The sequence below is a fragment of the Microcoleus sp. B5-D4 genome (genome assembly GCF_036705145.1).
In the GTDB taxonomy this organism is placed as follows: domain Bacteria; phylum Cyanobacteriota; class Cyanobacteriia; order Cyanobacteriales; family Microcoleaceae; genus Microcoleus.
Map to the genome: position 1 here is coordinate 1 of NZ_JAUBTV010000109.1, position 20,501 is coordinate 20,501.

The window sequence follows — 20,501 nt, forward strand, 5'->3', positions numbered from 1 at the left end:
CACGCTTTGTCTCGGATGATTCACTTTTACCCCCTCAATCCGCGTATGTGCCAGTTGGGGGTGCGGAATGTGGGTTAAAAGCTTCATAAAGCGGTTTGCTTTGACTGAGCTTGCTCCAAAATTTTACTACTTCCGGCTGCACTGTTTCGTGAGCCGATCGCAGTTCCGGGCTATTTTTCACACCCATCAAATGTCCGACAATGCTCCAGCTCCAATTTAAACGCTCTCCGAGTCGCTGCAATGGTTCTACTAAGCCGCTCCAAGTCGGTTCTACAGAGGCTTCTAAGTCAGCTAGCGAGGCTTCTAGTTCGGTCAGCAGTTGGGTAACAGCGGGGACTACGTGTTCTGGTTTGATCGCGTCAAATGGAGGCAATCCTTGACCGATTAGTAACGGGTTATCAGCAATAGTTACGGTTGCAGTCATTTAATTTTCTTGTAACAGGTTGAAAATAGGTGAACTAGACAGATTAGCTTTTAATCTTTTAACACAGTTGTCGAAAAAGTAGGACTCGATCGGGCGTGAGTCGGAGAGTCGGAGAGTGTCGAGCGTGTCCGAGGGGAAAAGTATTCCTTCTGACTGATGACTAATGACTGCTGACTGTTGACTGTTGACTGTTGACTGTTGACTGCTGACTAATGACTGTTGACTGATGACTGCTGACTGCTGACTAATGACTATTGACTAATGACTGCTGACTAATGACTGATGACTAATGACTGCTGACTAATGACTAATGACGGGTCTCTTGTGTGTGCTGCAACTCCTTGACAACTGAGATTAAGCGCTTGAGGTGAGGTTTGACAACTTCTTGCTGCTCGTGTTCCAAACGGTGGATTTGAGCTTGGACAATAGACAAATCCGCAGTCGATTGGTGTGCGGGAGCTTGCAGTTGGCTTTGCAAATTGGCCATGACTTTTTGGATTTCCAAAAATCTAGTATTTACTACTTCCCAGTCGTCTCGGCTGATAGAAGTTTCTGCCAAGCCTTGCGTGGCGCTTTGCAGTTGCTCTATAGCCTGTTCCACAGCTTGGAGATTCGCCCGTTGGCCAACCGATAAATCTTGCACTTGTTCGCTCACCTGCTGGCGGACATCGAGCACAGCAGACGCCACGATTTCTTGCAAAGAAGCTACCGACTCTCCTAAACTCAGCAACTGCCTCTGGATGTCTATCGACTCCTCAACAGCCTCATGCCTAGGCAGTGCGGCCATTTGCTGGCGCAGCGCTGCAATATCTGCAGACAACTGCCTGCGTAATTTAACAATTACCGTCACCGCCGTTTTTTCGACTTTATTGACAGACTTTTGGACTTGGGCCATTTCCGAATTTTGATGCACCCGCACTTGCTGCTCGAACCGATACCGGTTAGCAACATTCAGCGACAAAGCCAAGGTTAGGGGAGCAACCCCGTAAAAAGCTTGACCCGACACTGCCACCGCCAGGGAACCCACACCAGAGGCCGCCAGAGAGGCGTACTCTGCCAGCTCCAGCCAGTGCCTTTGAGGAAAACTTGGTGTCAAGTGGTTTGCAACAGAGGGTTTTGGCTTCCGCACGGCTCTTTGGGTCATAGTATTTGCTCGTTGTGGGTAAGGTTGCGAGACTGGGTGGAGCATCGATTTCTATCCTTTTTCAGTTATATGTTTTAGATTATTTCTTGGCACTCTTCTATTTTTACCTTTGTGAGTAAGTTAAGGATGACTGCCATATTATTATGTATTTGGGAGCCTGTGGCGATCGCGCCCAATTCCGGCTGTTAAAAGGTTCGCCCCAACGCGCCCTCTATTTTACAGGAGTTAGCGCCATCGGGTTCGGGCGATCGACAATAGCTGTCCGGGCTAACCGAACAATGCCTAAGACGATTTTAGATTTTAGATTTTAGATTAAAAGTTAAAAAATGCGACCTACTGAGGGCGATCGTCGTTTGGAGCGTGTCGGGAGTTGCCTTTTTGTTCGCGCATTGGTATAATTTACTCTTTCTCAATTGCCCCTCTCAAATTTACAGCAAAAATTGACCAATGAACTCAGAAAGACCCGGAATTGGCGATCGGCTAAAATCTATTTTCAGTATCGCCATCTTTATCATTCTCGTACTAGGAGTAGGCTTTTTAAGCGTTAATTTTATTTCAGCTCTCTATGCAAAATTTTCTTAAAATTAGTCTTGGACGCATGGGGTTCAGAAACCGGGTTTTTTGCGAGAATATTTTGTCGCAGCCACAGATTCCATGAAAAACCCGGTTTCTTTGGCTTTGATGCGTAAGTCCTGAAAATGACTGATGAGTAACGTTCTTTTTTTAGATTTCCCATTTCGCCGAAGTTGGCGGGAATGTGGAATATTGTGTTTTTTTCAAAATTTATTATAATTTCAACTGTAAAGATTGTGGTCGGGGTCTAGCCAGACAATATAAAAAACATTTTCACTAAAAAAGCCATGCACTCTGCCGTATTCATTAGCAGATATTTGAAACTGGTAGGGGATATTGATTAGGATATCTTCATTGGGAATCCCAAAGCCATTAGGTTCAGTAGTATTTTTCCAAACTATGCCATGACAGCGCAGACTTTTACTTTGATTATTGATAATTTCTTGAGCGTTCAATTGTGACAAATCGCGCAGCCTTCTCAGTAAAGACGCTAGATACTTAGCATCTCTACCGCTAATTGAAAACTTATCTTTATCATCCTGATAATACCTGAAAGAAAAACTAACTCCTTCCGGTATTTTTACATCGAGACGATTGATGCTAGATAAAGATTCCTGGCGGCGTATATCTGCTTTCTTAATTTTCTTCGATGACACGGCTTTTGTAAAATTCTCTCATTGATTCCTTCGTAATAATAGCATGAGAAGGTTCATCTTTTGGCAAATCACCTCTAGCATTAATCCAAGGGTCTTCGCGGCGCACCATCAATTCTAACTCATAGGCATCGCAAAAGAAATATTCGTCGGATAACTCGTCTAAAAACTCTTGTACTTCTTCGGGAAATTCGGGTTTTTCGACTTCTTTCAGAATTGGCTTCCAGTCAAATTGTTCTTTGTATTCATAAAATAAAGCCGGGATAGTTGGCCCGTGCACCCAAGCTTCAAAATCTTCATCAAAAAGCGGTGTATCTTCAAAGGCTAAATACCATGCTTGGGCGTAGTACAATAGTTTTTGTAGCTTGTGGTTGCTGAGATAGGAGCCTACATCATTCGCGAACCAGATGTAGTAATCAGCTAGTTTTGAGGCTGTTGTGACTGTAGTTATTGTGGTCATATAACTCGACTAAATAAGTTTTGTATTCTATGATAGCACAGTCACCACTCTTTATGATGGGGCGGTTGAAACCGCTTCTTGTCAAACAAAGTCTGCCTCTGCAGACTAAGAAATAAAGGAGGTATTTAAGCCGGATTGGGTATAACTGAAATCTTACCCTCTGTCAAAAATTTGTAGGGGCGGGTTCACCAACAATAATTGCCTAAAACCCACAATCTCGCACCATTCTCAAGAACGGGCTCTCCGGCCCGTTCCACAAAAGATGAATTTTCTTGTGGAACAGGCATCTTGCCTGTTCCTAAAAGATTTATCGAGAATGGTGCAAGATGTTAGTTACAACCCTTTGATATATTGCTTCAGTACAGTTGACAAAGTGTAAAGACTTGCTTCTTTTTCGATCAAGCAGCGCCGCGATAGAGATTGCAATGCGTTTAGCAAATCGGATGATGATATTTGTCCGTTTTGTAGCAATTTGGCGAAGTTTACTGGCTGGTTTTCTGTCGCCAACAATGACATCACTTGTTTTTCTAGTTCGGAAGTGCGATCGTACTGCTGTTGTAAAACATCTTTCAAATCTTCGGGTAACAATATGGTATCATCTATTAATAACTCACTCGCGCCGATTCCCAACTCTTGAATCAAAGTCGCCACGCTTTTTAACCAGAAGGGGTTGCCTTGGTAGCGGTGAATGAGTGCTTCGCAGTTATCGATTTCTACTAATCCTTTATCTCTGAGAATTTCTCCTGCGGCTACGGTGTCTAAGCCAGTGAGTTGTAAGGTATGAATGGGAGTATTTTCGCTGGTGAGTTGAGGAACTTCTTTCGGCGGTTCCCAACCGACTAGCAGCAAGCAACTTTGATGGGATAATTTTTCTATTTGTTTGAATAGGGAGCGATATTCTTCGTATTTTGGTTTATATTTTCCTGCCAATTCGCCACTACAGAAAAGGTTGTGAATGTCATCTAAGACTACTAAACAGCGATGGTTTTGTAAATATTTAATCAGCGGTAAGGGTTTCTGGTTTGTTGGGGATGAATCTTGTTTTTCTGACTGGGAAAAAAGCTGTATTAGGTTAGATTGAAATTTATCGATGGTGGGAAATTCGTCTAGTGTGTACCAAGCTGCGTATTCAAACTCGTCTTTGATTTGTTGTACGAGTTGTACTGCTAGGGATGTTTTGCCGATTCCGCTGATACCGGTGAGGGTGATGAGGCGGCAGTTTTGTTGTAGAATCCAGGTTGTGAGGGTTTGGAGTTGAGGGGTGCGATCGTAAAAAGCACCCAACTCCGGCATCTCGCTTAAATCTTGATGTAAAGTTTTGGTTGGTTTTGCGTTAGCTGTTTCCTGATTTGGTGAGTGGGAGTTTGGGATATCTGGCGGGTCTCTGTTTTCTCCACAAAAATTAACGAAGCCTATTTGCACAGAGTCTTGTGCATAATGTGAAACTATCGAGACTTGCAACCTCTCCATTGCCGATCGAACATTCGTTTTATTAACATCTTCTCCCAACTCTTCTGAAAGTATCTGCCATAATTGCGATCCGACTTGCCGAACGCTACTTTCAGAACAGTCAAAGTCTTTGGCTATGTGCTTGTATGTCTCGCGTTGTAGAGTGCCTTGGAGTATCGCTGCTTGTAAATCGTCAAGGTGCTTACCAGTTTTGGCAAATACTATCCCATCAGCCAGCTTTAACATTTCTTTAAGATTCATCGGTTCAAGAAAATTGAAATAGTTTATGTATTATCGATCACATTTTACTACTTTTTAGTACATTTTTGTACAAAAATGTACTAAAAAGCAGTAAAAACAGTGAAATAAGAGTAAAGATTCAGGCAAAATAGAACATTTTTTTATTAAAAAATTTAGGATTTATAAGAGCTATAGGAGAAGTATCAAATAGTAGATTTAAGGATTTTAGAAATGCAGTATGCGAACATTGGAAAGCGCTCCTTGGCTTTTTTCCTTGACTTGATTATCTGGTTGGTCTTAACCTCAATCATCTATGGATTAGTAACCGGATTTTTTCCAGCTCTATTTCCAGCGCTATTTAAAGACATTACGACTACCTCTACAGGAGCTAGCGATCAACTATTTTGGTTGATATTTATTATTGTGGGTTGGCCTTACCACTCGATAAATCATAGTTCTCCTAGACAAGCAACACTCGGTAAAAGAGCTTTTGGAATTATTGTATCTGACCTAAATGAAAATCAAATTTCATTTGGCCGAGCAACCGGAAGGTATTTCTGTTTTGTGTTATTCACTGTATTAGTTTTAGTTGACTTTCTTTCAGTTCCTTTCACTGATAATAATCAGGCACTTCATGATTTGATTACTAGAACAGTAGTTATTGAAAAATAACGGTTTCCAAGGCGCTATTTCTTTTTTCAGACGATCTAGAGCCTAAAATGAAAGATCGATCGCCCTGACTATTTTTTCAACCCGGAGCGATCGCCCTTTCTTTCTTCTGATGAGGAATATCCTAAAATGAAAGAGCGATCGCCCTTTCTTGTTTCAGATGACCGATCGCCTAAAATGAAAGATCGATCGCCCTTCACACCAAATACCCAACACTGCGATGATTCTACCAAGATCGATCGTCCTTTCTATCAACTCCTGAAAACTTGCACTTTTTCCTCTATATCCAATCCCCCTTCGCCTAAAGCATCAGCCGAAGAATGACGAGCGATAAACTCATCTAACAGCTCAAAAAACCGATCGAGTGCTTTGCTTTCATCCTCCGAATAAAACAGAATGACGTTAGCCCAAGATTGGCTAGTCTGCACGTTGAATCTTTTTCGTATCCACTCAGGAAACTGCATAAAATCGCTATCTTGTTTCGTTGGCTGTTCTCCTAACTCATATTTAGCAATGCTGTAACCCGATAAAAAAGCCTGAAGACAAATAATTGAATGTCGTCCCAAGTACATTGAAGGAGCTTTCTTAATTTTCTCAATCAGCGTATATAAATCGTGCATTTTTCACCTCATTTTTTTGAAAATAACTGTAAGTTTTGCTGCTCAAAATTCCTCTTCTATAATCTTAAAACTTCCCATACCCAGTTCCAGAGTAGGTGATGTTAAATTTTGTAGCCATTCCTGCCGATTCACGCCACTACAATCTATATTATCAAACACAATTTCCTGTTCGTCGATTGTAATTGATATCCCTTGATGGTAGCCATTAGTAGCAATTTGCTGCTGTCGTCGTAAATCATAAATCACTGACCAAGGTAGGTCTTGCCTTTCTAAATCCAGTTTAATCTGCTTACCATTTAGGTTTCTGATGGTCAAGAACTCTTTGATAGCCTGACTGCATTCAACACATTGAAAGACCCCATAGCGACTGGCAATTTTAGCGATATCTTCTCGAATTTCATCTAAACTACTCGGATCTAAACTCAAAGTGTAAAGTTTACCTCCTATATTTAGGTACAAGTATATCTCAAAATCATTGCCATTGAGCGGGCAGATTGCGTAGCGTGCGATCGCGCTCTTGCAAGGCTTGTCCAAGGGATCGCGAGATCCCTTCACACCAAATACCCAACACTGCGATGATTCTACCAAGTGCGATCGCCCATCAAAACTAATAGCGATCGCCGTTACAATCAAAGTATCAATCCTCGTGAGATGCCGCGATGACCCTCAAAGAACTCCTCATCCAAGAAATCGATAGCACCCCTGACGAACTGCTTGCGGATCTTCTCAGTTTGGTACGATCGCTAAAATCCACTCCAAACCCCCAACTTAATACCTACGAACAACTGCTAGAGCGTATCGACTACCTCGAAGCTATCATCGGCATCCGCAAAGGACTTGAAAGCTTCGATCGAGGTGAAGGTATTCCAGCCGAGAGAGCTATGACAGCGCTACAGCAGCAGTTCAACATCCCCCCTCGTCTATGAGTTATCAAGTCCTAATCCAACCACCCGCCTTTCAAGAAATTGAAAACGCCTACCGTTGGATGTGCGATTATCTGAGTGCTGATGCCGCAAATCAGTGGTACTACGACCTCCAAGATGTGATCGCATCCCTGGAACAGTTTCCTTACCGTTGCTCAGTTGCACCCGAAGCTGCCATCATTGGTAGGGAAATTCGACAACTGTGGGTTGGTAAAGGAAGAACCTATCGAATTCTGTTTGTGGTGGAGGGCGATACCGTCGCAATAATACACGTTCGTCACCGCCGTCAAGCCCCTCTAGGTACTGAACCGCCAGAGTAATCGCATGAAATAGTCAATCAAGGGCGAGCGCATAAAATGAAAGTGCGATCGCCCCTCACACCAAATACCAAACACTGCGATGATTCTACCGAGATCGATCGCCCCTCCCACCAAATACCAAATCGATGTCTGCGGTGCAATCAAGGTAAAACTCATGATTAATCTTTCAAAAATTAACACGAGCAACTGACTGCTGACTAACTAATGTAAAAACTTGCGAACTTGATATTCGCGACTTTCGGCGATCGCAATTTGCAAATCGCCCATTTGGCTATCCAACTCATCTATTATGCTTTGCGGAACCGACTTCCACTTCTCCCTAGTTTCCCAGCGAATCAACATCACCACCTCATTTTCCACCGCATCCACCCAAACTTCTTTGCCCAAAAAACCGTCCCAACTTTTTAGTCCTGCCGTCCAAACTTCCTGATCTCGCTGAATAAACTGCTCCCACTTTTCTTGAGGTACTTTAAATTTTAGCCACTCAATTACCATCTTATTTCCTATTTGTCAATAGCTAATTAATCGTTACCGATCGCAATTTTAATTATCAACTCCGTTCCCTCTCCCGGACGCGAAACACAGTGCAACTTACCGCCGTGCTTTTCTACTACTAAATGCTGGGATATTGCTAGACCCAAACCAGTGCTCGTGTCTGGACATTTAGTGGTAAACAAAGGGTCAAAGATGCAGTCGAGGACTTCTTCAGTCATGCCAGGGCCGTTGTCACTAATGGCGATCGCAACTTCGTTTTCCCCTACCACGGAGGTGCGAATCCGAATTTCGGGATTGAATATTTCAGAGCTCGACCGGGCTGAAGCCAAGTAAGACTGATTTTGAATCTTACCATACTTTTCGGCATTTCTCCCCCCTTCTTCCAAAGCGTCGATCGCATTTGTCAACAAGTGCATGAACACTTGGTTTAAGTGCCCCGGATAGCAGTGAACTCGCGGCAAATCTCCGTACTCTTTAACTAGAGAAATCCCCGGCCGTCCCCCTTTAGCTTGCAGGCGATTTTGCAAGATCAGCAAAGTGCTGTCCAAACCTTCGTGGATATCAGCAGGCTTCATTTGGGCTTCGTCGGTACGCGAGAACAAGCGGAGCGATCGCACGACATCGCGAATCCTTTCCGAACCGACTTTCATGGAATTTAGCAGTTTGGGCAAGTCTTTTTTGATGAAGTCTAAGTCTAATTCTTCTATCAAATCTTGAATTTCCCGCACGGGATGGGGATAATACTTTTGGTAAAGGTCGATCGTTCGCAGCAGTTCTTGAATGTAGCCAGTGGCGTGGCTGACATTGCCAGAAATAAAACTAACTGGATTGTTGATTTCGTGCGCTATTCCTGCTACTAACTGCCCCAGAGATGACATCTTTTCTGTTTGAATCAGTTGAGTTTGAGTTTGCTGCAAAATTAACAGCGTCTGCTCTAATTTAGACGCTTGTTGTCGCAGGCGTTCTTCTGATTCTTGCAAAGCTAAAAGAGACTGTTTGCTTTCTGTAATATCCAATCCCACAAATACCGCCGCCGTATTGTTATGGTATTTTTGAGCTACTATTAGATAAGTTTTATTTTCTCCTCTGATGCTCGCTGTTACTTCTTGAGATGTCTTCTTTTTATGGTTGGCAAAGAAATCGTATACTAAATCGTTAAATGTGGGACTTGTATCTAAAAAACCTACTTTTTGACCGATAAATAGTTCGGACGGCATTTTATAAGCGCTAGCTAAATGTCGGTTTACTCCCAAGTAGCGCAAATCGGAACTTACCCAAGAAACTAATCCGGGCACGGCGTCTAAAACGGCTTGAAGTTGCTCTTTTGCCTGTACGAGCGCTGATTCTGCTGCGAGGCGAGCAGAAATGTCGCGGGCGATCGCGCAGCGGTATTCGCAGCCGCCGTATACTAAATAATTGACTTTAACTTCGACGGAAAAACTGGCGCCGTCTTTGGTTTTGTAACTGGTTTCAAAAGTGAGGTTGGTTTGCTGCTTGAGTTGAGCCCAGTGTTCTCGCCAATCCGATGCTGGCAAATGCGAATCGATGTCGCTAACTCTCATGTTTAGCAGTTCCGATTCCGAGTAGCCGAAAAGATGGCAAGCGGCTTTGTTCGCGTAGCAAATTTGACCGTCGGAGGTACTAAAAAAGATTGTATCAGCAGCATTTTCGAGGGCAATTTGAGTTAGTTGTGGTATTGTTTCTAACTGCTTTCTTTTAACCTCGGACTGAAATTTATTATAGCAATTGGTTTGAGCGGGAGCCTCAGCTATCTTAGATGCAAACAAAATCAAACCGCCGATCGCACCTTCGCTATTTTTCCAAGGCTGAAATACCCATCTTACCGACTCGCTGACACAGCCGCTTGCGATTTCTCCTGATACAGAGGCGATCGATCGCCCTGCCACAAACTCGCTGTATTCCAAAACTCCCGTCAAACAAGCCTGGGAATTTTGCTCCCAATATTCCGGGAGATTGGGGAACAGTTCCCAATGAGATCGGCCGATCGCCTCGCCGTCGCCCAACCCGCAATCTGTTTCCCAGCGACGGGAAACCGACAGATAGCGCATTTCACAATCTACCATTGCCACGGCTTCGGCGGAGCGCTCCACAAACCGCCGAAATCGCTCTTTACTCTCCGACACTGCTGCCTCTGCGGGTTGTTGGGCGATAGGGACATTCCCGTCAACGTACCTTCCCAGTCCCTGACTTTTTTGCTGAACTGGCTTAGTTTGCACGGTTTGGGATTTCCTCCATAGCTGTCAAGTTTGAAAAACTCTGTTTGAGACCAAAAATGCTGTTTTCCCCTGATTTGCTCTCTCGGACAATACCCTTAGAGGGTATCACCCATCATTGATATCATTTTTGATGGGGATATGTCTATAGGCATTGCTATCAACTTAAGGCTAAAGGTAGTGCCCGCCTGCTGTTTGACCATTAGGCATATATCACGCCGGCGCCCCCGGAATAGTCGGAGGGGACTGGAGCGATCTCTTGTCTGCCCCGACTATTCCGGGGCGTAAGAGGGGAACGAGACTCGGCCAAAACGAGAGAGACAAAGGGTTTTAGGCGATTGTTGACACAAATGATCTATAGGTACTCAAGAAATTTTCCCCCACACTGTGAGAGTCAGAAAATTTCCTGATGATTGTTCGGTATTTTATACAAGTTCCCAAAAGAATGCAACTGTAGGCCCGCCATCCAAACCATGAGCTTCCTCAGTCATTCCCAATTCTTTAAGTAAAAATCCCACATCGAACATAGTATTAGATCCTGTAGCCAGTGCGATCGCCAGATAGCTTGAGAATGCAAGAGAGCGCTCAAACAAATTTGTGCGTAAATTCACTGGTAAAATCCACTCTCCCTTTCCGTAACATTGCAGGATCTAATCTTTCAGTGGTGTTGCAAGTCATCAACACCACGAGTTTTTGCTGAAATTGAATGCCGTGTTCGTCAATGACGCTTTGATACAAAGTTCCATCCAGCAAACTCAAAATATGTTCAGTTTTGTTAGTGCGTTGGGCCTCTGCAGTCGATCGATCTTGAGCCAAATTATCAGCCTCATTGATAATAATACAAATCCGCTCTAAATAACTCGGAGGCACAAAATTTTCCACAGCATCGTGGTCTAAGATAAAAATCACATAACCCAGCGGCACTAAAATTTCCTTTGCTACCGCTTGCGTCCAAGCAGTTTTGCCCGTCCCCGGTTCGCCACTTACCAAAACAGCCAACTGATTTTGATCTAGAATTGCCTGCTGAACTGTATCGGTAAAACTTTGAACCTCCGCAGAAAACGTGCGAATTGGGAACTGGCTGTGAACCTGTCCGACGCGGCTTTTGTACCCGCCCAGAATCACCGCTAAATTATAAGTTGCCTTGCTAACGAGCGGCGCAATATCTTGGCAAATTAGAGTGTAGCAGCGTCTTCCCCTGTCGTAGCTGTCAATTTGCAGCCAGCAGCCGAATCGGGCCCAAGAAGCATAAACAGTACCCAAAACTTCTAAGCGTTCCCAGCTAACAAATCGCTCCGGGGGATAAGAAAAATGTCGCTCCATAAAAGACTGAGTAATTGCATCCGGTTTCCCTAGCAAATCCAGAACTTTGAAAACAGTAATCTCTTGGAGTTTGTTGAGAACGTAGTCGATGGGAATGCTAGCGCGGCTGACCAATTGCACCACAGGCGTTTCGGTAACTAAAACATCTTTGTAGCGGTAATCCGGGTAAACTGGCTGCGGAGTAATGTAATCCCAAAATTCATCAATTTCGTAGCGAGTATTTTCCGAAAATACATTTAACATATTTGCCCACCAAGTATATTGGTGTCGTCCCATTGCGTCGGCAATGTCGCTAGCTGCACCTAAAGTTTTTTGAGCTAGTTCTAAGGGATCGCTAGACGCTAAATGTACCAGGTGTTCCCAATCAAACTGACGATAAAAAGGTCGCCAACCAGAGCCTAGCAGACCTCTATTTTGAGAATTGTTTTGATGAAAATTGTTTTCGCGATCGCCCATATCTTCCGCACTCATTTTGCAAAAATCCTACTTACTCTTATTTTACATTTTTTGTGGTAAACATTCTACAAAAAAACTGGAATTTATCAACTTATTTTGAGATAAGCGGGCGGCACAAAATCTACCAACCAAACTTTGTTTTCCGAGCAGTAAAATGTATGACCATCACCTTGCATAGCTGTGGCATCTACAGTAAAGACTGCCGGGATGCCATGTCTTGCACCTACTTGGCGCGCCGTCTGGATATTCACCGACAAATGAACGTGATGCCGCGACATTTTCCTAATTCCTTGAGTGAGAATAGACTCGACGGCTGTGCTACCTGTTCCGTGATATAAAATATCCGGGGGAACAGCAGGTTCTAACTGCAAGTCAACCTCTACGCTGTGTCCTTGGTTAGCACGAATTAGAGTGCCTGTGGAGTCAAATGAAAAGCGCTGTTTGTCGTTTTGCGCGACTACTTCCTTGAGTTCTGCAAGCTGAACTGGAAAGTTATTGTTTTGGCACGCATCGAGGAGTTCGCTAACAGGAACCCAGCCGCCTGGAGCGAGGTCAATGCCGATACGCGAGGGCGCGTGGCGCAGGTGTCTGCTGAGATATCTGCTGATTTTTATTAATCGAGAATCGTTCATGACTTTACTTTATTTATTGAGCTTTTAAATCACATTTTGCAAAATGTCACTAGCGGGTTATATCGTTTGGTGGGGGGCGGGTAGAGTGAATCTGTTGGCACTGCCAGAGAACGGTTGAGTGAACCCACCTCTACAGGTTTTTGGAAAATGATTCCCGGATGTAAAAAATGGTCTTGCGCGCGAATAATAGCGGTAATTTGCGCCATTAAAAACTACAAAATTAGGTTAGGCGCCCGGAATAAAAAAGTGTTTGCTGTCCCATTCTTTACGACCTTTATCTTTTGATAATTTTCAAAAAGTTTGCCTTCTGCCGAATGCATTTTACCTTGGGACAACTCCGCCAAAAACAGCAAAATTGAGATAGCGCCAGTGACATCCTGCGTCGGCAAAACCCGCTTCTGCAAGCCACTTTGTCTGCTCTTCCACAGAGGAGGGAATATCTTCTTTTAGATAGTTGTGAAACCAGGCTGCATCGTCTTCTCCGTTAGCTTTCATATACTGCCGCCATAATTTTTCATATTGCTCAGTCAGTCGGGGGGTAGAACCTGTGACAATATCTCGAATTAGCAAGATTCCCCCTGGATTCATCGAGTGGAAAAGTTTGTGAAATAGCTGTTGTTTGCCTACGCTGTCGAGGTGGTGGATTGCTAACCCTGAAACTACCAAATCGTAACCGCTGCCGAAATCATCTTCGGCAAAGTTTCCTTGCTGCAAGGTCAGCCGTTCTTGGAAAGCGGACAAGTTAGTTTGGCAAGTTTTCAGCATATTTTGGGCCATGTCAAAGGCTAGGACTTTTGCTTGAGGAAATGCTTGCAGAATCACAGCCGACAGTATGCCAGTTCCCGCGCCTAAATCCAGAACTTTTATGTTACCATTAGTTTCAGATGGGATTAACTGCAATATTACATCGTGTTGCTCGCCATAGCGCGGAATGAGGCGAGGAATTAAGCCGTCATAATCAAAGGCTCTTTGTTCAAATTGCTCGCGTACAGCGTCTAAATTCACAGACGATTTTCCTCAAATTGTTAATAGTTGAGTGCGTCAAGGCACTTTGCCGATTCTCTTCTCGGAAAGCATATTACATCTGATAATACAAAAAATATACAGAGCTGTCAAGATGTTGAAGAAAATAATTTAAAAGAATTTACGGACGATCGCCAGACAGGGACTTTGTGCGCCCAAACCCGCCCGTGATTTGGGAACTGTCTAGCCCTGCACATATATCTCCTTCTGTGGAGATGAGACACAATGGCACAGACCGGAAAGCCTTCTGAAGACGAGACTTTGTGCCAGCTACCAGGAGTAATTGTCACAAAAAAGTTGGGAGCATCTCAATGAAAGCAGCTCAGCCCAAAATTGGAGTTAGGAGTCAGGAGTCAGGAGTCAGGAGGAAAGAGTCAGGAGGAAGAAAGAAGGAGCCAGAAGAAGTGTTTTTACAAATATGAGATGCTCCCAAAAAGTTGACGGTTATGATACCCGTTTAAAACAAGAATGTAACTGTCGGTGTGTGTTCCACACCATAAATTTCTCAGTGATTCCCCCTAGTCAAATATAAAATATAAAATATAAAAGGGAATTAGCAAGCAGCCGCTGATTGTCTAGATAGGCAAAAATCAGTCCTCAGATTGACAAAATTTAGCCAACTATAAACAAAAATTAAGGTGACTCCCGAGTGGATGTGGTACCTGCCAATTTGTCAGGAAGATGAAGAGATACAAAATATTACACCCGCCGGCGCGGGAAAGAAAATTGTGATAATGAATCAGGATGCGAGTAGATTAGGTGTCAGCCGTCAGGGGAAAATAGAAGCAATGGAAATCCAACAACGGAGTAAGGATAAGCCCGATCGCCAGCCACAAAACGCGCCCGATCGGCTCGATCAATTTTATACGACAAAAGAACTAGATTCGTCGCTACAAGAATGTTTAGATTTTAAAATAGCGATCGACCGATCGACACTGGCGCTGAGGACTGACGCGCGAGGAATTATCAACTATGTCAGCGAACGAGTTTGCTCCATCTCCAACTATTCCCAGGTCGAACTAATCGGCAGCCACTTTGGCATCCTCCATTCGGAATATAAATCTTCGGAAATAATCAAAAATCTGCTATTAACTGTTGCCAAAGGTGAAGTTTGGCAAGGAGACATTCAGAATAAAGCCAAGAATGGAAGTGATTATTGGGTATACGCAGCCGTAGTTCCACTGTTGGGGTGTAAGGGAAAACCCTGTCAGTATTTGGCGATCGGATTCGACATCACTGATCGCAAAGCCGTTGAAGCAGCCCAAGCCGAAGCCAACCGGGCAAAAGACGAATTTCTGGCGATCGCCTCCCACGAACTGCGATCGCCCCTGAGCGCGATTTTGGGATGGGCGCAGCTAGCTCGATCGCGCAATTTCAACGAAGCCACCACCAGCCGCGCTTTGGAAATCATCGAGCGCAACGCCAAATTACAAAACCGACAAATAGACAATCTCCTCGAGCTCTCGCGGTTGCTGCGGGGGAAAGTATGCCTGAACATCGGCCGAGTTCACCTCCCGTCTATCATAGAATCTGCGATCGATACCCTCCGTCCCGACGCCGAGGCTAAAAACATCCGCGTAGAAAAACATTTCGACCCCGCCGTTGACTACATTTTGGCGGATGCAGAACGCTTGCAGCAAGTAGTGTGGAACCTCCTTGCCAACGCCATCAAATTCACCCCAGAATCGACACCATACCCAGTTCAAGTGCGGATCGAGCCTAGTCCGTCCGGCGTCTTGATTCGGGTCAGCGACAGCGGTTGCGGCATCGATCCCAAATTTCTGTCGCACATCTTTGACTACTTCCGCCCCGCAGACAACTTCCAGGCTAAGGAACAAAATCGGCTGGGGCTGGGGCTCTCAATTGTGCAGCAGTTGGTGGAACTGCACGGGGGAAGTGTTTGGGCTTCGAGTCCCGGTATCGGTCAGGGGGCGACCTTTGGGGTGCTGCTACCGATTGCCAACAAAAATGCACCCGACGATCGCACTACTGCGATCGCCCAAAGGGAAAGCAGACCCGGATCGCTTTCCAAACCCCTAGCGGGAAAACAAGTCCTGGTGGTGGAAAGCAGCGCCGAGATCCGGAAATTTCTCAAAACTGGCCTCGAAGCATTTGGAGCCCAGGTAATAGCGGTGGGTAGCGCCGCCGAAGCGATGGCCGAGTTGCAACAGTCGCGGCCCGACGTGTTGGTGAGCGATATGACGGTATCGGGAGCCGACGGCTGCGATTTGATCCGCCGCATCAGAGCAATGGAAATGTCCGAGCACAGGGAACTGCTGCCGGCCGTGGCGCTGACGGGAGGGATTGAGGAAGAAGATTCGGCCGAAGCGCTGGAGGCGGGGTTTCAGAGGCATTTGTCGAAGCCGGTGGAAGCGAATCAGTTGGTGAGCGCGATCGCCCAATTGGCTGGACTGACTGGATTCGGCTCCGGAGAGTGGGGTTCGGGAAATGTCCGGGCGACCACACCCCAGGCCCCACTGCCGGAACCTAACAGTTTTGACGACAAAAATCATCTGGAACAATTAACAAGTGACAGCCGAGAATTACCGCTGTTGCTGGTAGTAGAAGACAACAATTTTCTGCTAGCTTACCTCCAAACTTTATTGACTCCGTACTATCGAGTCGCCGTGGCTATTGACGGGGTTGAAGGTTTAGAAAAAGCCAAAAGTTTGCAGCCAAATTTGATTGTGAGCGACCAAATCATGCCCAGACAAAACGGACTGGATTTGCTCAAGGAGATTCGGAAAACGCCAGAATTGAAATCTACTCCGGTAATCTTTTTGACAGCGCGATCGGGGATGGAAGCTCGGATCGAAAGTTTGGATGCGGGTGCCGACGATTATATTTCAAAGCCTTTTGACGAGAGGGAATTGCTGGCGAGGGTGAGAAATTTGTTGCGATCGCACTCAGCCGAACAGCAGTTGGCGGAGCTCAACCGTCAGTTGCAGCAGCAGAAACAGCAGTTAGAAACAGTGAATGGAGCCTTGCAGTATTTGGCAAATTACGACAGTTTGACTGAGGTAAGAAACCGCCACTCTTTTAATGAATACCTGGATACGGAATGGCGGCGTTTGGCAAGGGAAGAAGCACCGCTGTCTTTGATTATGGGCGACATTGATTATTTCAAACTTTACAACGACACTTACGGCCATCAAGCGGGGGATGAATGTTTGCGGCAAGTGGCGGCGGTGATCCAACATTCGGTAAAGCGACCGGCAGATTTAGTAGCGCGTTACGGTGGAGAAGAATTTGTAGTAGTTTTGCCGAATACGGATATTGAAGGTGCCACTTGCGTAGCTGAAATGATCGCACAACAGGTGCGGGGTTTGCACATAGCTCACGCTAAGTCTGCTGTCAGCGAATATGTGACGCTGAGTTTGGGTGTAGCTTGCTGCATTCCAGAGGCGAGCTCGCAGCCGGGGGAGCTAATTGCGATGGCCGATGAGTCGCTTTATCGGGCGAAAGAAGCAGGGCGCGATCGGGTTTCGGTTGCCACATTTCAAGGATAATATAATAGTTAAATCAGCTTGTATGGTGCGTCTGACATCGATCGTTTCGATTTAAACAGGTTTTTTGGATCGGACGCACCATACCAATGTGCTGGCAAAATTGGGTGAATTCAAATTGCTATAAAATAGTTAAAGGAGGTCGTGCCATGACAGCAACCTTAGACAAACCAAAAGACCAGCGCCTAATTCACTCCGGAATTGATTGGCAACAATTCAAGCTAATCGAGCAGGGGTTTTCTGATTCCCCCGGCATCCGACTTTTTTATTTCAAAGGTGAGGTAGAAATCTTGGCAGTTTCGCAAGAACATGAATCTTTCAGCAGAACGATCGCAAGTTTGCTGATGGACTACTTTGTTGAAAAAGACATCGAGTTTAACCCATTAGGTAGCTTTACCCAAGAGAAGGGACAGGAAGTCTCAGTACAAGCTGATGAATCTTTTTTAATTGGCAAGTCAACAGGTATTACCCCCGATCTGGCCATCGAAGTAGTCTTTACCAGTGGGGGAGAAAGCAAGTTGAATCGTTACCAAGCCTTGGGAGTCCCCGAAGTTTGGTTTTGGGAAGACGGGGTGTTTGGTTTGTATCATTTGCGATCGCACGGATATGAAAAAATTGACCAAAGCGAAGTTCTGCCCGGTTTAGACATCAACCTGCTGTCTCGCTGCTTGCTGATGGCTTCTAGGGTGGAAGCAGTTAAGGAGTTTCGGCGCGGGATTTCGGCGGTTTAGAGGAAAAGTGGAATTTGGTTTGTGGCTCTTGACCGCTATGTATTACATATGTAGTATTAAATTACGGTAGAAAAGCTCGATCAACCGACACCAGTAAACAAAATTGAGAAAAAACCTATGCAACCCATCCGACAAGGCGACGTAATTCTGACCCCCGTGCCGAAAATCGAAGGAGAAAAAAAACCTCACCTCACTCTCGCCGAAGGTGAAGTCACCGGACATTCTCACCAGATTATTGAGGGACAAGCTGAACTTTACGAAAAAGACGGCACTCTGTACTTGCGGGTGCTTTCACCGACAGCTTTATTGAGCCATGAAGAACACCATGCGATCGCAATTCCCGAAGGTAATTGGATGGTGCGAATTCAGCGCGAATATGAGCCCCAAGGTTGGAGGTATGTCGCAGATTAAGGTTAACAGGACTTACGCATGGGGGGCGCAGAAACCGGGTTTTTTACGAATACTTCGTTGCAGCCCTCAGATTCGGTGAAAAACCCGGTTTCTTCCATCGGACTGGGTAAGTCTTGTGAATTTTATGGTGGGTGGGCCGGAGAACCCGCTTGTGAAAGCCTTAATTTTACCAAACTTGAATCGGAATTTATTATGCGAAAACAAGAAGCAAAACAACCAATTAATTTTAGTAGCTTTGCCGATTGGTGCTTGCACAAAGATAGTCTTTCAAAATCGGCAAGATATACAGTTGAAGTGCTGTTAGAACGGGCTGGGACTTCTGACTGCAATGAAGCCGAGAAGGTACTTTTAAACCTCACTGAACTGGATCTTTACGAAAATGAAATTACCGACATCACTCCGCTGTCGGGACTCACCAACCTGACCTACCTGAATCTCGGCTACAATAAAATTAGCGACATCACTGGGCTGTCGGGACTAACCAACCTGACAGAACTGAATCTCGGCCACAATCAAATTACCTATATAACTTCGCTGTCGGAAATCACCAATCTGACCATACTCCATCTCTACGGCAATCAAATTACCGATATCACTGGGCTGTCGGCACTCACCAACCTGACAGAACTCTCTCTCAGTAGCAATCAAATTACCTACATCACTGGGCTGTCAGCACTCACTAACCTGGCAAAACTAGATATCAGCAGCAATGAAATTAGCGACATCACTGGGCTGTCGGCACTCACCAACCTGACCACGCTGAATCTCGCCTACACTCAAATTACCGACATCACTCTGCTGTCGGCACTCACCAACCTGACCGAACTGCGTCTTGCACACAATGAAATTACCGATATCACTGGGCTGTCGGCACTCACCAACCTAACTAGACTGTATCTCTACAACAATAAAATTACCGATATCACTGCGCTGTCGGCACTCACCAACCTGACAGAACTAGATATCAGCAGCAATCAAATTACAGACATCACTCCGCTGTCGGCACTCACTAATCTGACCAAAATATCTCTCCAAAACAATCCATTACTGACTTAAATCAGTCGAGGGAACTTACACACAATTACCAGACCCTCTCTACAGCGCCAATGGATTCTCAACAAGCTACAGAAACAGTAAAAAAATTATATGCAGCTATTGGTTTAGAATCTGCCCAAATTATGATTTGCAGCAGTCCGCAGGCAGTTTCTCTAAAACTACTTAAACAGCTCAAAATATCCAGCAGCTCGAAACTTCAAATATCGCCAATAGCGGAGGAAAATTTAGTATGGGGAAAGTCGTTTTTACCCGATCTATTTCAATCGATAAAGGTAGGATTGTTGGGTCTAGTGTTGTGGGATGAACTGTGGAATGAAATAATACTAAAACCGGATGCAGATCGTATACTCGTGTCAGAATTTCAGGGACTCTTAGCCAATTACCGAGAATCGCTGGCTCATTTATTCTCATATTCTAAATATTTAAAGCCACTAGCCCCTACGCTTCTGGTGAAGGAAATCCATTTGACTGAATTTTTGATCTCGAAATTTGGTATCACTCTCGATCGCAAAGCACAAGAAATATTTCGCTGCAAGGAACAGTTGTTCGAGGAGTGCGGTTGGATATTTCCGTTTGAGAAAATTTGCATAATTTGCGATCGCCCCCTGCACCTTCGCTTTGACGCTAAAAATCGGCTACACGCTGAAGGAGAACCGACGATCGCCTTTGCGGACGGCTACAGTTTATACTTTCACCACGGCGTTAAATTACCCGAACAATACGGAAAAGTTCACCCGGATTTGTGGCAAGCAGAATGGCTTCTATCGGAAGAAAATGCCGAACTGCGTCGAGTGTTAATTGAGAGGATTGGTTACGATCGCATTTGTCAACAATTGCAAGCAGTAAAATTAGATACTTGGCAAGAATACACGCTATTAAAAATCGATAACGCCGATGTCGAGCCGATTTATTTGTTAAAAATGACTTGTCCTAGCACGGGACACATTCACGCTTTGCGAGTGCCGCCTGATGTGCGATCCTCTTCGAGGGCTTCGCTAACGGCTAAAGAAGCAATTCGCTGGGTAAATTGGGATATTGATCCAGAGGAGTTTTCCGTGCAAACCTGAGTAATACCAATTGTTAAAACCCACATTCCGCACCCCCAACTGGCACATACGCGGATTGAGGGGGTAAAAGTGAATCATCCGAGACAAAGCGT

23 protein-coding genes and 1 pseudogene are annotated in these 20,501 nt (G+C 45.0%); 9 read left to right on the top strand and 15 right to left on the bottom strand.

Translation table 11 applies throughout. The features are described 5' to 3' along the window. Positions 1-76 precede the first annotated feature (76 nt). Positions 77-424, bottom strand: a pseudogene (locus QUB10_RS30535) (M3 family metallopeptidase); the annotation flags it as partial. A 307-nt stretch (positions 425-731) separates the two neighbouring features. Further along, positions 732-1,568, bottom strand: a complete 837-nt coding sequence (locus tag QUB10_RS30540; protein WP_333206928.1) for a hypothetical protein — start codon at positions 1,566-1,568, stop codon at positions 732-734. Between the two features lie 447 nt (positions 1,569-2,015). Between QUB10_RS30540 and QUB10_RS30545 the strand changes: the two genes are divergently transcribed. Then, positions 2,016-2,150 (top strand): hypothetical protein, encoded by a 135-nt coding sequence (locus QUB10_RS30545; protein WP_333206929.1) that lies wholly within the window; start codon positions 2,016-2,018, stop codon positions 2,148-2,150. Between the two features lie 212 nt (positions 2,151-2,362). Here the strand turns inward: QUB10_RS30545 and QUB10_RS30550 are convergent, their stop codons facing one another. The 3 genes from QUB10_RS30550 to QUB10_RS30560 form a co-directional block, all read right to left on the bottom strand. After that, positions 2,363-2,797, bottom strand: coding sequence for a hypothetical protein (locus QUB10_RS30550; protein ID WP_333206930.1), 435 nt, complete (start codon positions 2,795-2,797; stop codon positions 2,363-2,365). Further along, the gene (locus QUB10_RS30555) at positions 2,778-3,254 is read right to left on the bottom strand and encodes a type II toxin-antitoxin system antitoxin SocA domain-containing protein (RefSeq protein WP_333164858.1); all 477 of its coding nucleotides are present in this window, start codon (positions 3,252-3,254) and stop codon (positions 2,778-2,780) included. Before QUB10_RS30555 ends, QUB10_RS30550 begins: the two co-directional genes overlap by 20 nt. Before the next feature lie 333 nt (positions 3,255-3,587). Further along, positions 3,588-4,964: an NB-ARC domain-containing protein gene (locus tag QUB10_RS30560; protein ID WP_333206931.1), complete on the bottom strand. Its 1,377-nt coding sequence runs from the start codon at positions 4,962-4,964 to the stop codon at positions 3,588-3,590. A 210-nt stretch (positions 4,965-5,174) separates the two neighbouring features. Between QUB10_RS30560 and QUB10_RS30565 the strand changes: the two genes are divergently transcribed. After that, the gene (locus QUB10_RS30565; protein ID WP_333206932.1) at positions 5,175-5,615 is read left to right on the top strand and encodes an RDD family protein; all 441 of its coding nucleotides are present in this window, start codon (positions 5,175-5,177) and stop codon (positions 5,613-5,615) included. A 68-nt stretch (positions 5,616-5,683) separates the two neighbouring features. Here QUB10_RS30565 and QUB10_RS30570 read toward each other — a convergent pair whose 3' ends face one another. Genes QUB10_RS30570 through QUB10_RS30580 form a run of 3 tightly spaced genes read right to left on the bottom strand, consistent with a single transcriptional unit; the run spans position 5,684 to position 6,865 of the window. Further along, a complete protein-coding gene (locus tag QUB10_RS30570; protein WP_333206933.1) occupies positions 5,684-5,845 on the bottom strand; it encodes a hypothetical protein in 162 nt (53 codons plus the stop codon). An 18-nt stretch (positions 5,846-5,863) separates the two neighbouring features. Further along, entirely contained in the window at positions 5,864-6,232 is a 369-nt protein-coding gene (locus tag QUB10_RS30575) for a hypothetical protein (protein ID WP_333206934.1), read from the bottom strand. A 42-nt stretch (positions 6,233-6,274) separates the two neighbouring features. After that, positions 6,275-6,865: a papain fold toxin domain-containing protein gene (locus QUB10_RS30580; RefSeq protein WP_333206935.1), complete on the bottom strand. Its 591-nt coding sequence runs from the start codon at positions 6,863-6,865 to the stop codon at positions 6,275-6,277. A 26-nt stretch (positions 6,866-6,891) separates the two neighbouring features. Between QUB10_RS30580 and QUB10_RS30585 the strand changes: the two genes are divergently transcribed. Continuing rightward, positions 6,892-7,158, top strand: a complete 267-nt coding sequence (locus QUB10_RS30585) for a hypothetical protein (protein WP_333206936.1) — start codon at positions 6,892-6,894, stop codon at positions 7,156-7,158. Continuing rightward, a complete protein-coding gene (locus QUB10_RS30590; RefSeq protein ID WP_333155644.1) occupies positions 7,155-7,475 on the top strand; it encodes a type II toxin-antitoxin system RelE/ParE family toxin in 321 nt (106 codons plus the stop codon). The genes QUB10_RS30585 and QUB10_RS30590 overlap by 4 nt, the downstream gene beginning before the upstream one ends. On the opposite strand, the gene QUB10_RS30595 is transcribed toward QUB10_RS30590, so the two are convergent. The 7 genes from QUB10_RS30595 to QUB10_RS30625 all read right to left on the bottom strand — a co-directional run bounded on the left by QUB10_RS30595 (position 7,452) and on the right by QUB10_RS30625 (position 13,620). Next, on the bottom strand, positions 7,452-7,631 hold the full coding sequence (locus tag QUB10_RS30595; protein ID WP_333206937.1) for a hypothetical protein: 180 nt from the start codon (positions 7,629-7,631) through the stop codon (positions 7,452-7,454). The genes QUB10_RS30590 and QUB10_RS30595 overlap by 24 nt on opposite strands. Positions 7,632-7,676: 45 nt before the next feature. Then, entirely contained in the window at positions 7,677-7,970 is a 294-nt protein-coding gene (locus tag QUB10_RS30600; RefSeq protein ID WP_333155646.1) for a TIGR03792 family protein, read from the bottom strand. Positions 7,971-7,996: 26 nt separating this feature from the next. After that, positions 7,997-10,207: a PAS domain S-box protein gene (locus QUB10_RS30605; protein WP_333206938.1), complete on the bottom strand. Its 2,211-nt coding sequence runs from the start codon at positions 10,205-10,207 to the stop codon at positions 7,997-7,999. A 422-nt stretch (positions 10,208-10,629) separates the two neighbouring features. Next, positions 10,630-10,815, bottom strand: coding sequence for a hypothetical protein (locus tag QUB10_RS30610; RefSeq protein ID WP_333206939.1), 186 nt, complete (start codon positions 10,813-10,815; stop codon positions 10,630-10,632). Beyond that, on the bottom strand, positions 10,790-11,998 hold the full coding sequence (locus QUB10_RS30615; protein WP_333206940.1) for an AAA family ATPase: 1,209 nt from the start codon (positions 11,996-11,998) through the stop codon (positions 10,790-10,792). Before QUB10_RS30615 ends, QUB10_RS30610 begins: the two co-directional genes overlap by 26 nt. A gap of 71 nt (positions 11,999-12,069) precedes the next feature. Then, positions 12,070-12,615: an RNA 2'-phosphotransferase gene (locus tag QUB10_RS30620; RefSeq protein WP_333206941.1), complete on the bottom strand. Its 546-nt coding sequence runs from the start codon at positions 12,613-12,615 to the stop codon at positions 12,070-12,072. Between the two features lie 321 nt (positions 12,616-12,936). Next, positions 12,937-13,620, bottom strand: coding sequence for a class I SAM-dependent methyltransferase (locus tag QUB10_RS30625; protein ID WP_333206942.1), 684 nt, complete (start codon positions 13,618-13,620; stop codon positions 12,937-12,939). A gap of 656 nt (positions 13,621-14,276) precedes the next feature. Between QUB10_RS30625 and QUB10_RS30630 the strand changes: the two genes are divergently transcribed. The 5 genes from QUB10_RS30630 (at position 14,277) to QUB10_RS30650 (ending at position 20,409) form a co-directional block, all read left to right on the top strand. Then, a complete protein-coding gene (locus tag QUB10_RS30630; protein WP_333206943.1) occupies positions 14,277-17,147 on the top strand; it encodes a diguanylate cyclase in 2,871 nt (956 codons plus the stop codon). Positions 17,148-17,293: 146 nt separating this feature from the next. Next, entirely contained in the window at positions 17,294-17,875 is a 582-nt protein-coding gene (locus QUB10_RS30635) for a Uma2 family endonuclease (protein WP_333206944.1), read from the top strand. 117 nt (positions 17,876-17,992) lie between these two features. Continuing rightward, on the top strand, positions 17,993-18,286 hold the full coding sequence (locus QUB10_RS30640; RefSeq protein ID WP_006632553.1) for a hypothetical protein: 294 nt from the start codon (positions 17,993-17,995) through the stop codon (positions 18,284-18,286). A gap of 192 nt (positions 18,287-18,478) precedes the next feature. After that, positions 18,479-19,342, top strand: a complete 864-nt coding sequence (locus QUB10_RS30645; RefSeq protein ID WP_333206945.1) for a leucine-rich repeat domain-containing protein — start codon at positions 18,479-18,481, stop codon at positions 19,340-19,342. Between the two features lie 50 nt (positions 19,343-19,392). Next, complete coding sequence (locus QUB10_RS30650) at positions 19,393-20,409, top strand: DUF6745 domain-containing protein (protein WP_333206946.1); 1,017 nt, start codon at positions 19,393-19,395, stop codon at positions 20,407-20,409. Positions 20,410-20,501: the final 92 nt, after the last annotated feature.

Excerpts from the sequence above, each read along its gene's own strand:
- QUB10_RS30585 (WP_333206936.1), top strand. The coding sequence starts at position 6,892 with ATGACCCTCAAAGAACTCCTCATCCAAGAAATCGATAGCACCCCTGAC.
- QUB10_RS30560 (WP_333206931.1), bottom strand. The coding sequence starts at position 4,964 with ATGAATCTTAAAGAAATGTTAAAGCTGGCTGATGGGATAGTATTTGCC.
- QUB10_RS30565 (WP_333206932.1), top strand. The coding sequence starts at position 5,175 with ATGCAGTATGCGAACATTGGAAAGCGCTCCTTGGCTTTTTTCCTTGAC.
- QUB10_RS30545 (WP_333206929.1), top strand. The coding sequence starts at position 2,016 with ATGAACTCAGAAAGACCCGGAATTGGCGATCGGCTAAAATCTATTTTC.
- QUB10_RS30640 (WP_006632553.1), top strand. The coding sequence starts at position 17,993 with ATGCAACCCATCCGACAAGGCGACGTAATTCTGACCCCCGTGCCGAAA.
- QUB10_RS30590 (WP_333155644.1), top strand. The coding sequence starts at position 7,155 with ATGAGTTATCAAGTCCTAATCCAACCACCCGCCTTTCAAGAAATTGAA.
- QUB10_RS30650 (WP_333206946.1), top strand. The coding sequence starts at position 19,393 with ATGGATTCTCAACAAGCTACAGAAACAGTAAAAAAATTATATGCAGCT.
- QUB10_RS30615 (WP_333206940.1), bottom strand. The coding sequence starts at position 11,998 with ATGAGTGCGGAAGATATGGGCGATCGCGAAAACAATTTTCATCAAAAC.
- QUB10_RS30595 (WP_333206937.1), bottom strand. The coding sequence starts at position 7,631 with ATGAGTTTTACCTTGATTGCACCGCAGACATCGATTTGGTATTTGGTG.
- QUB10_RS30620 (WP_333206941.1), bottom strand. The coding sequence starts at position 12,615 with ATGAACGATTCTCGATTAATAAAAATCAGCAGATATCTCAGCAGACAC.
- QUB10_RS30540 (WP_333206928.1), bottom strand. The coding sequence starts at position 1,568 with ATGACCCAAAGAGCCGTGCGGAAGCCAAAACCCTCTGTTGCAAACCAC.
- QUB10_RS30600 (WP_333155646.1), bottom strand. The coding sequence starts at position 7,970 with ATGGTAATTGAGTGGCTAAAATTTAAAGTACCTCAAGAAAAGTGGGAG.
- QUB10_RS30635 (WP_333206944.1), top strand. The coding sequence starts at position 17,294 with ATGACAGCAACCTTAGACAAACCAAAAGACCAGCGCCTAATTCACTCC.
- QUB10_RS30575 (WP_333206934.1), bottom strand. The coding sequence starts at position 6,232 with ATGCACGATTTATATACGCTGATTGAGAAAATTAAGAAAGCTCCTTCA.
- QUB10_RS30645 (WP_333206945.1), top strand. The coding sequence starts at position 18,479 with ATGCGAAAACAAGAAGCAAAACAACCAATTAATTTTAGTAGCTTTGCC.
- QUB10_RS30555 (WP_333164858.1), bottom strand. The coding sequence starts at position 3,254 with ATGACCACAATAACTACAGTCACAACAGCCTCAAAACTAGCTGATTAC.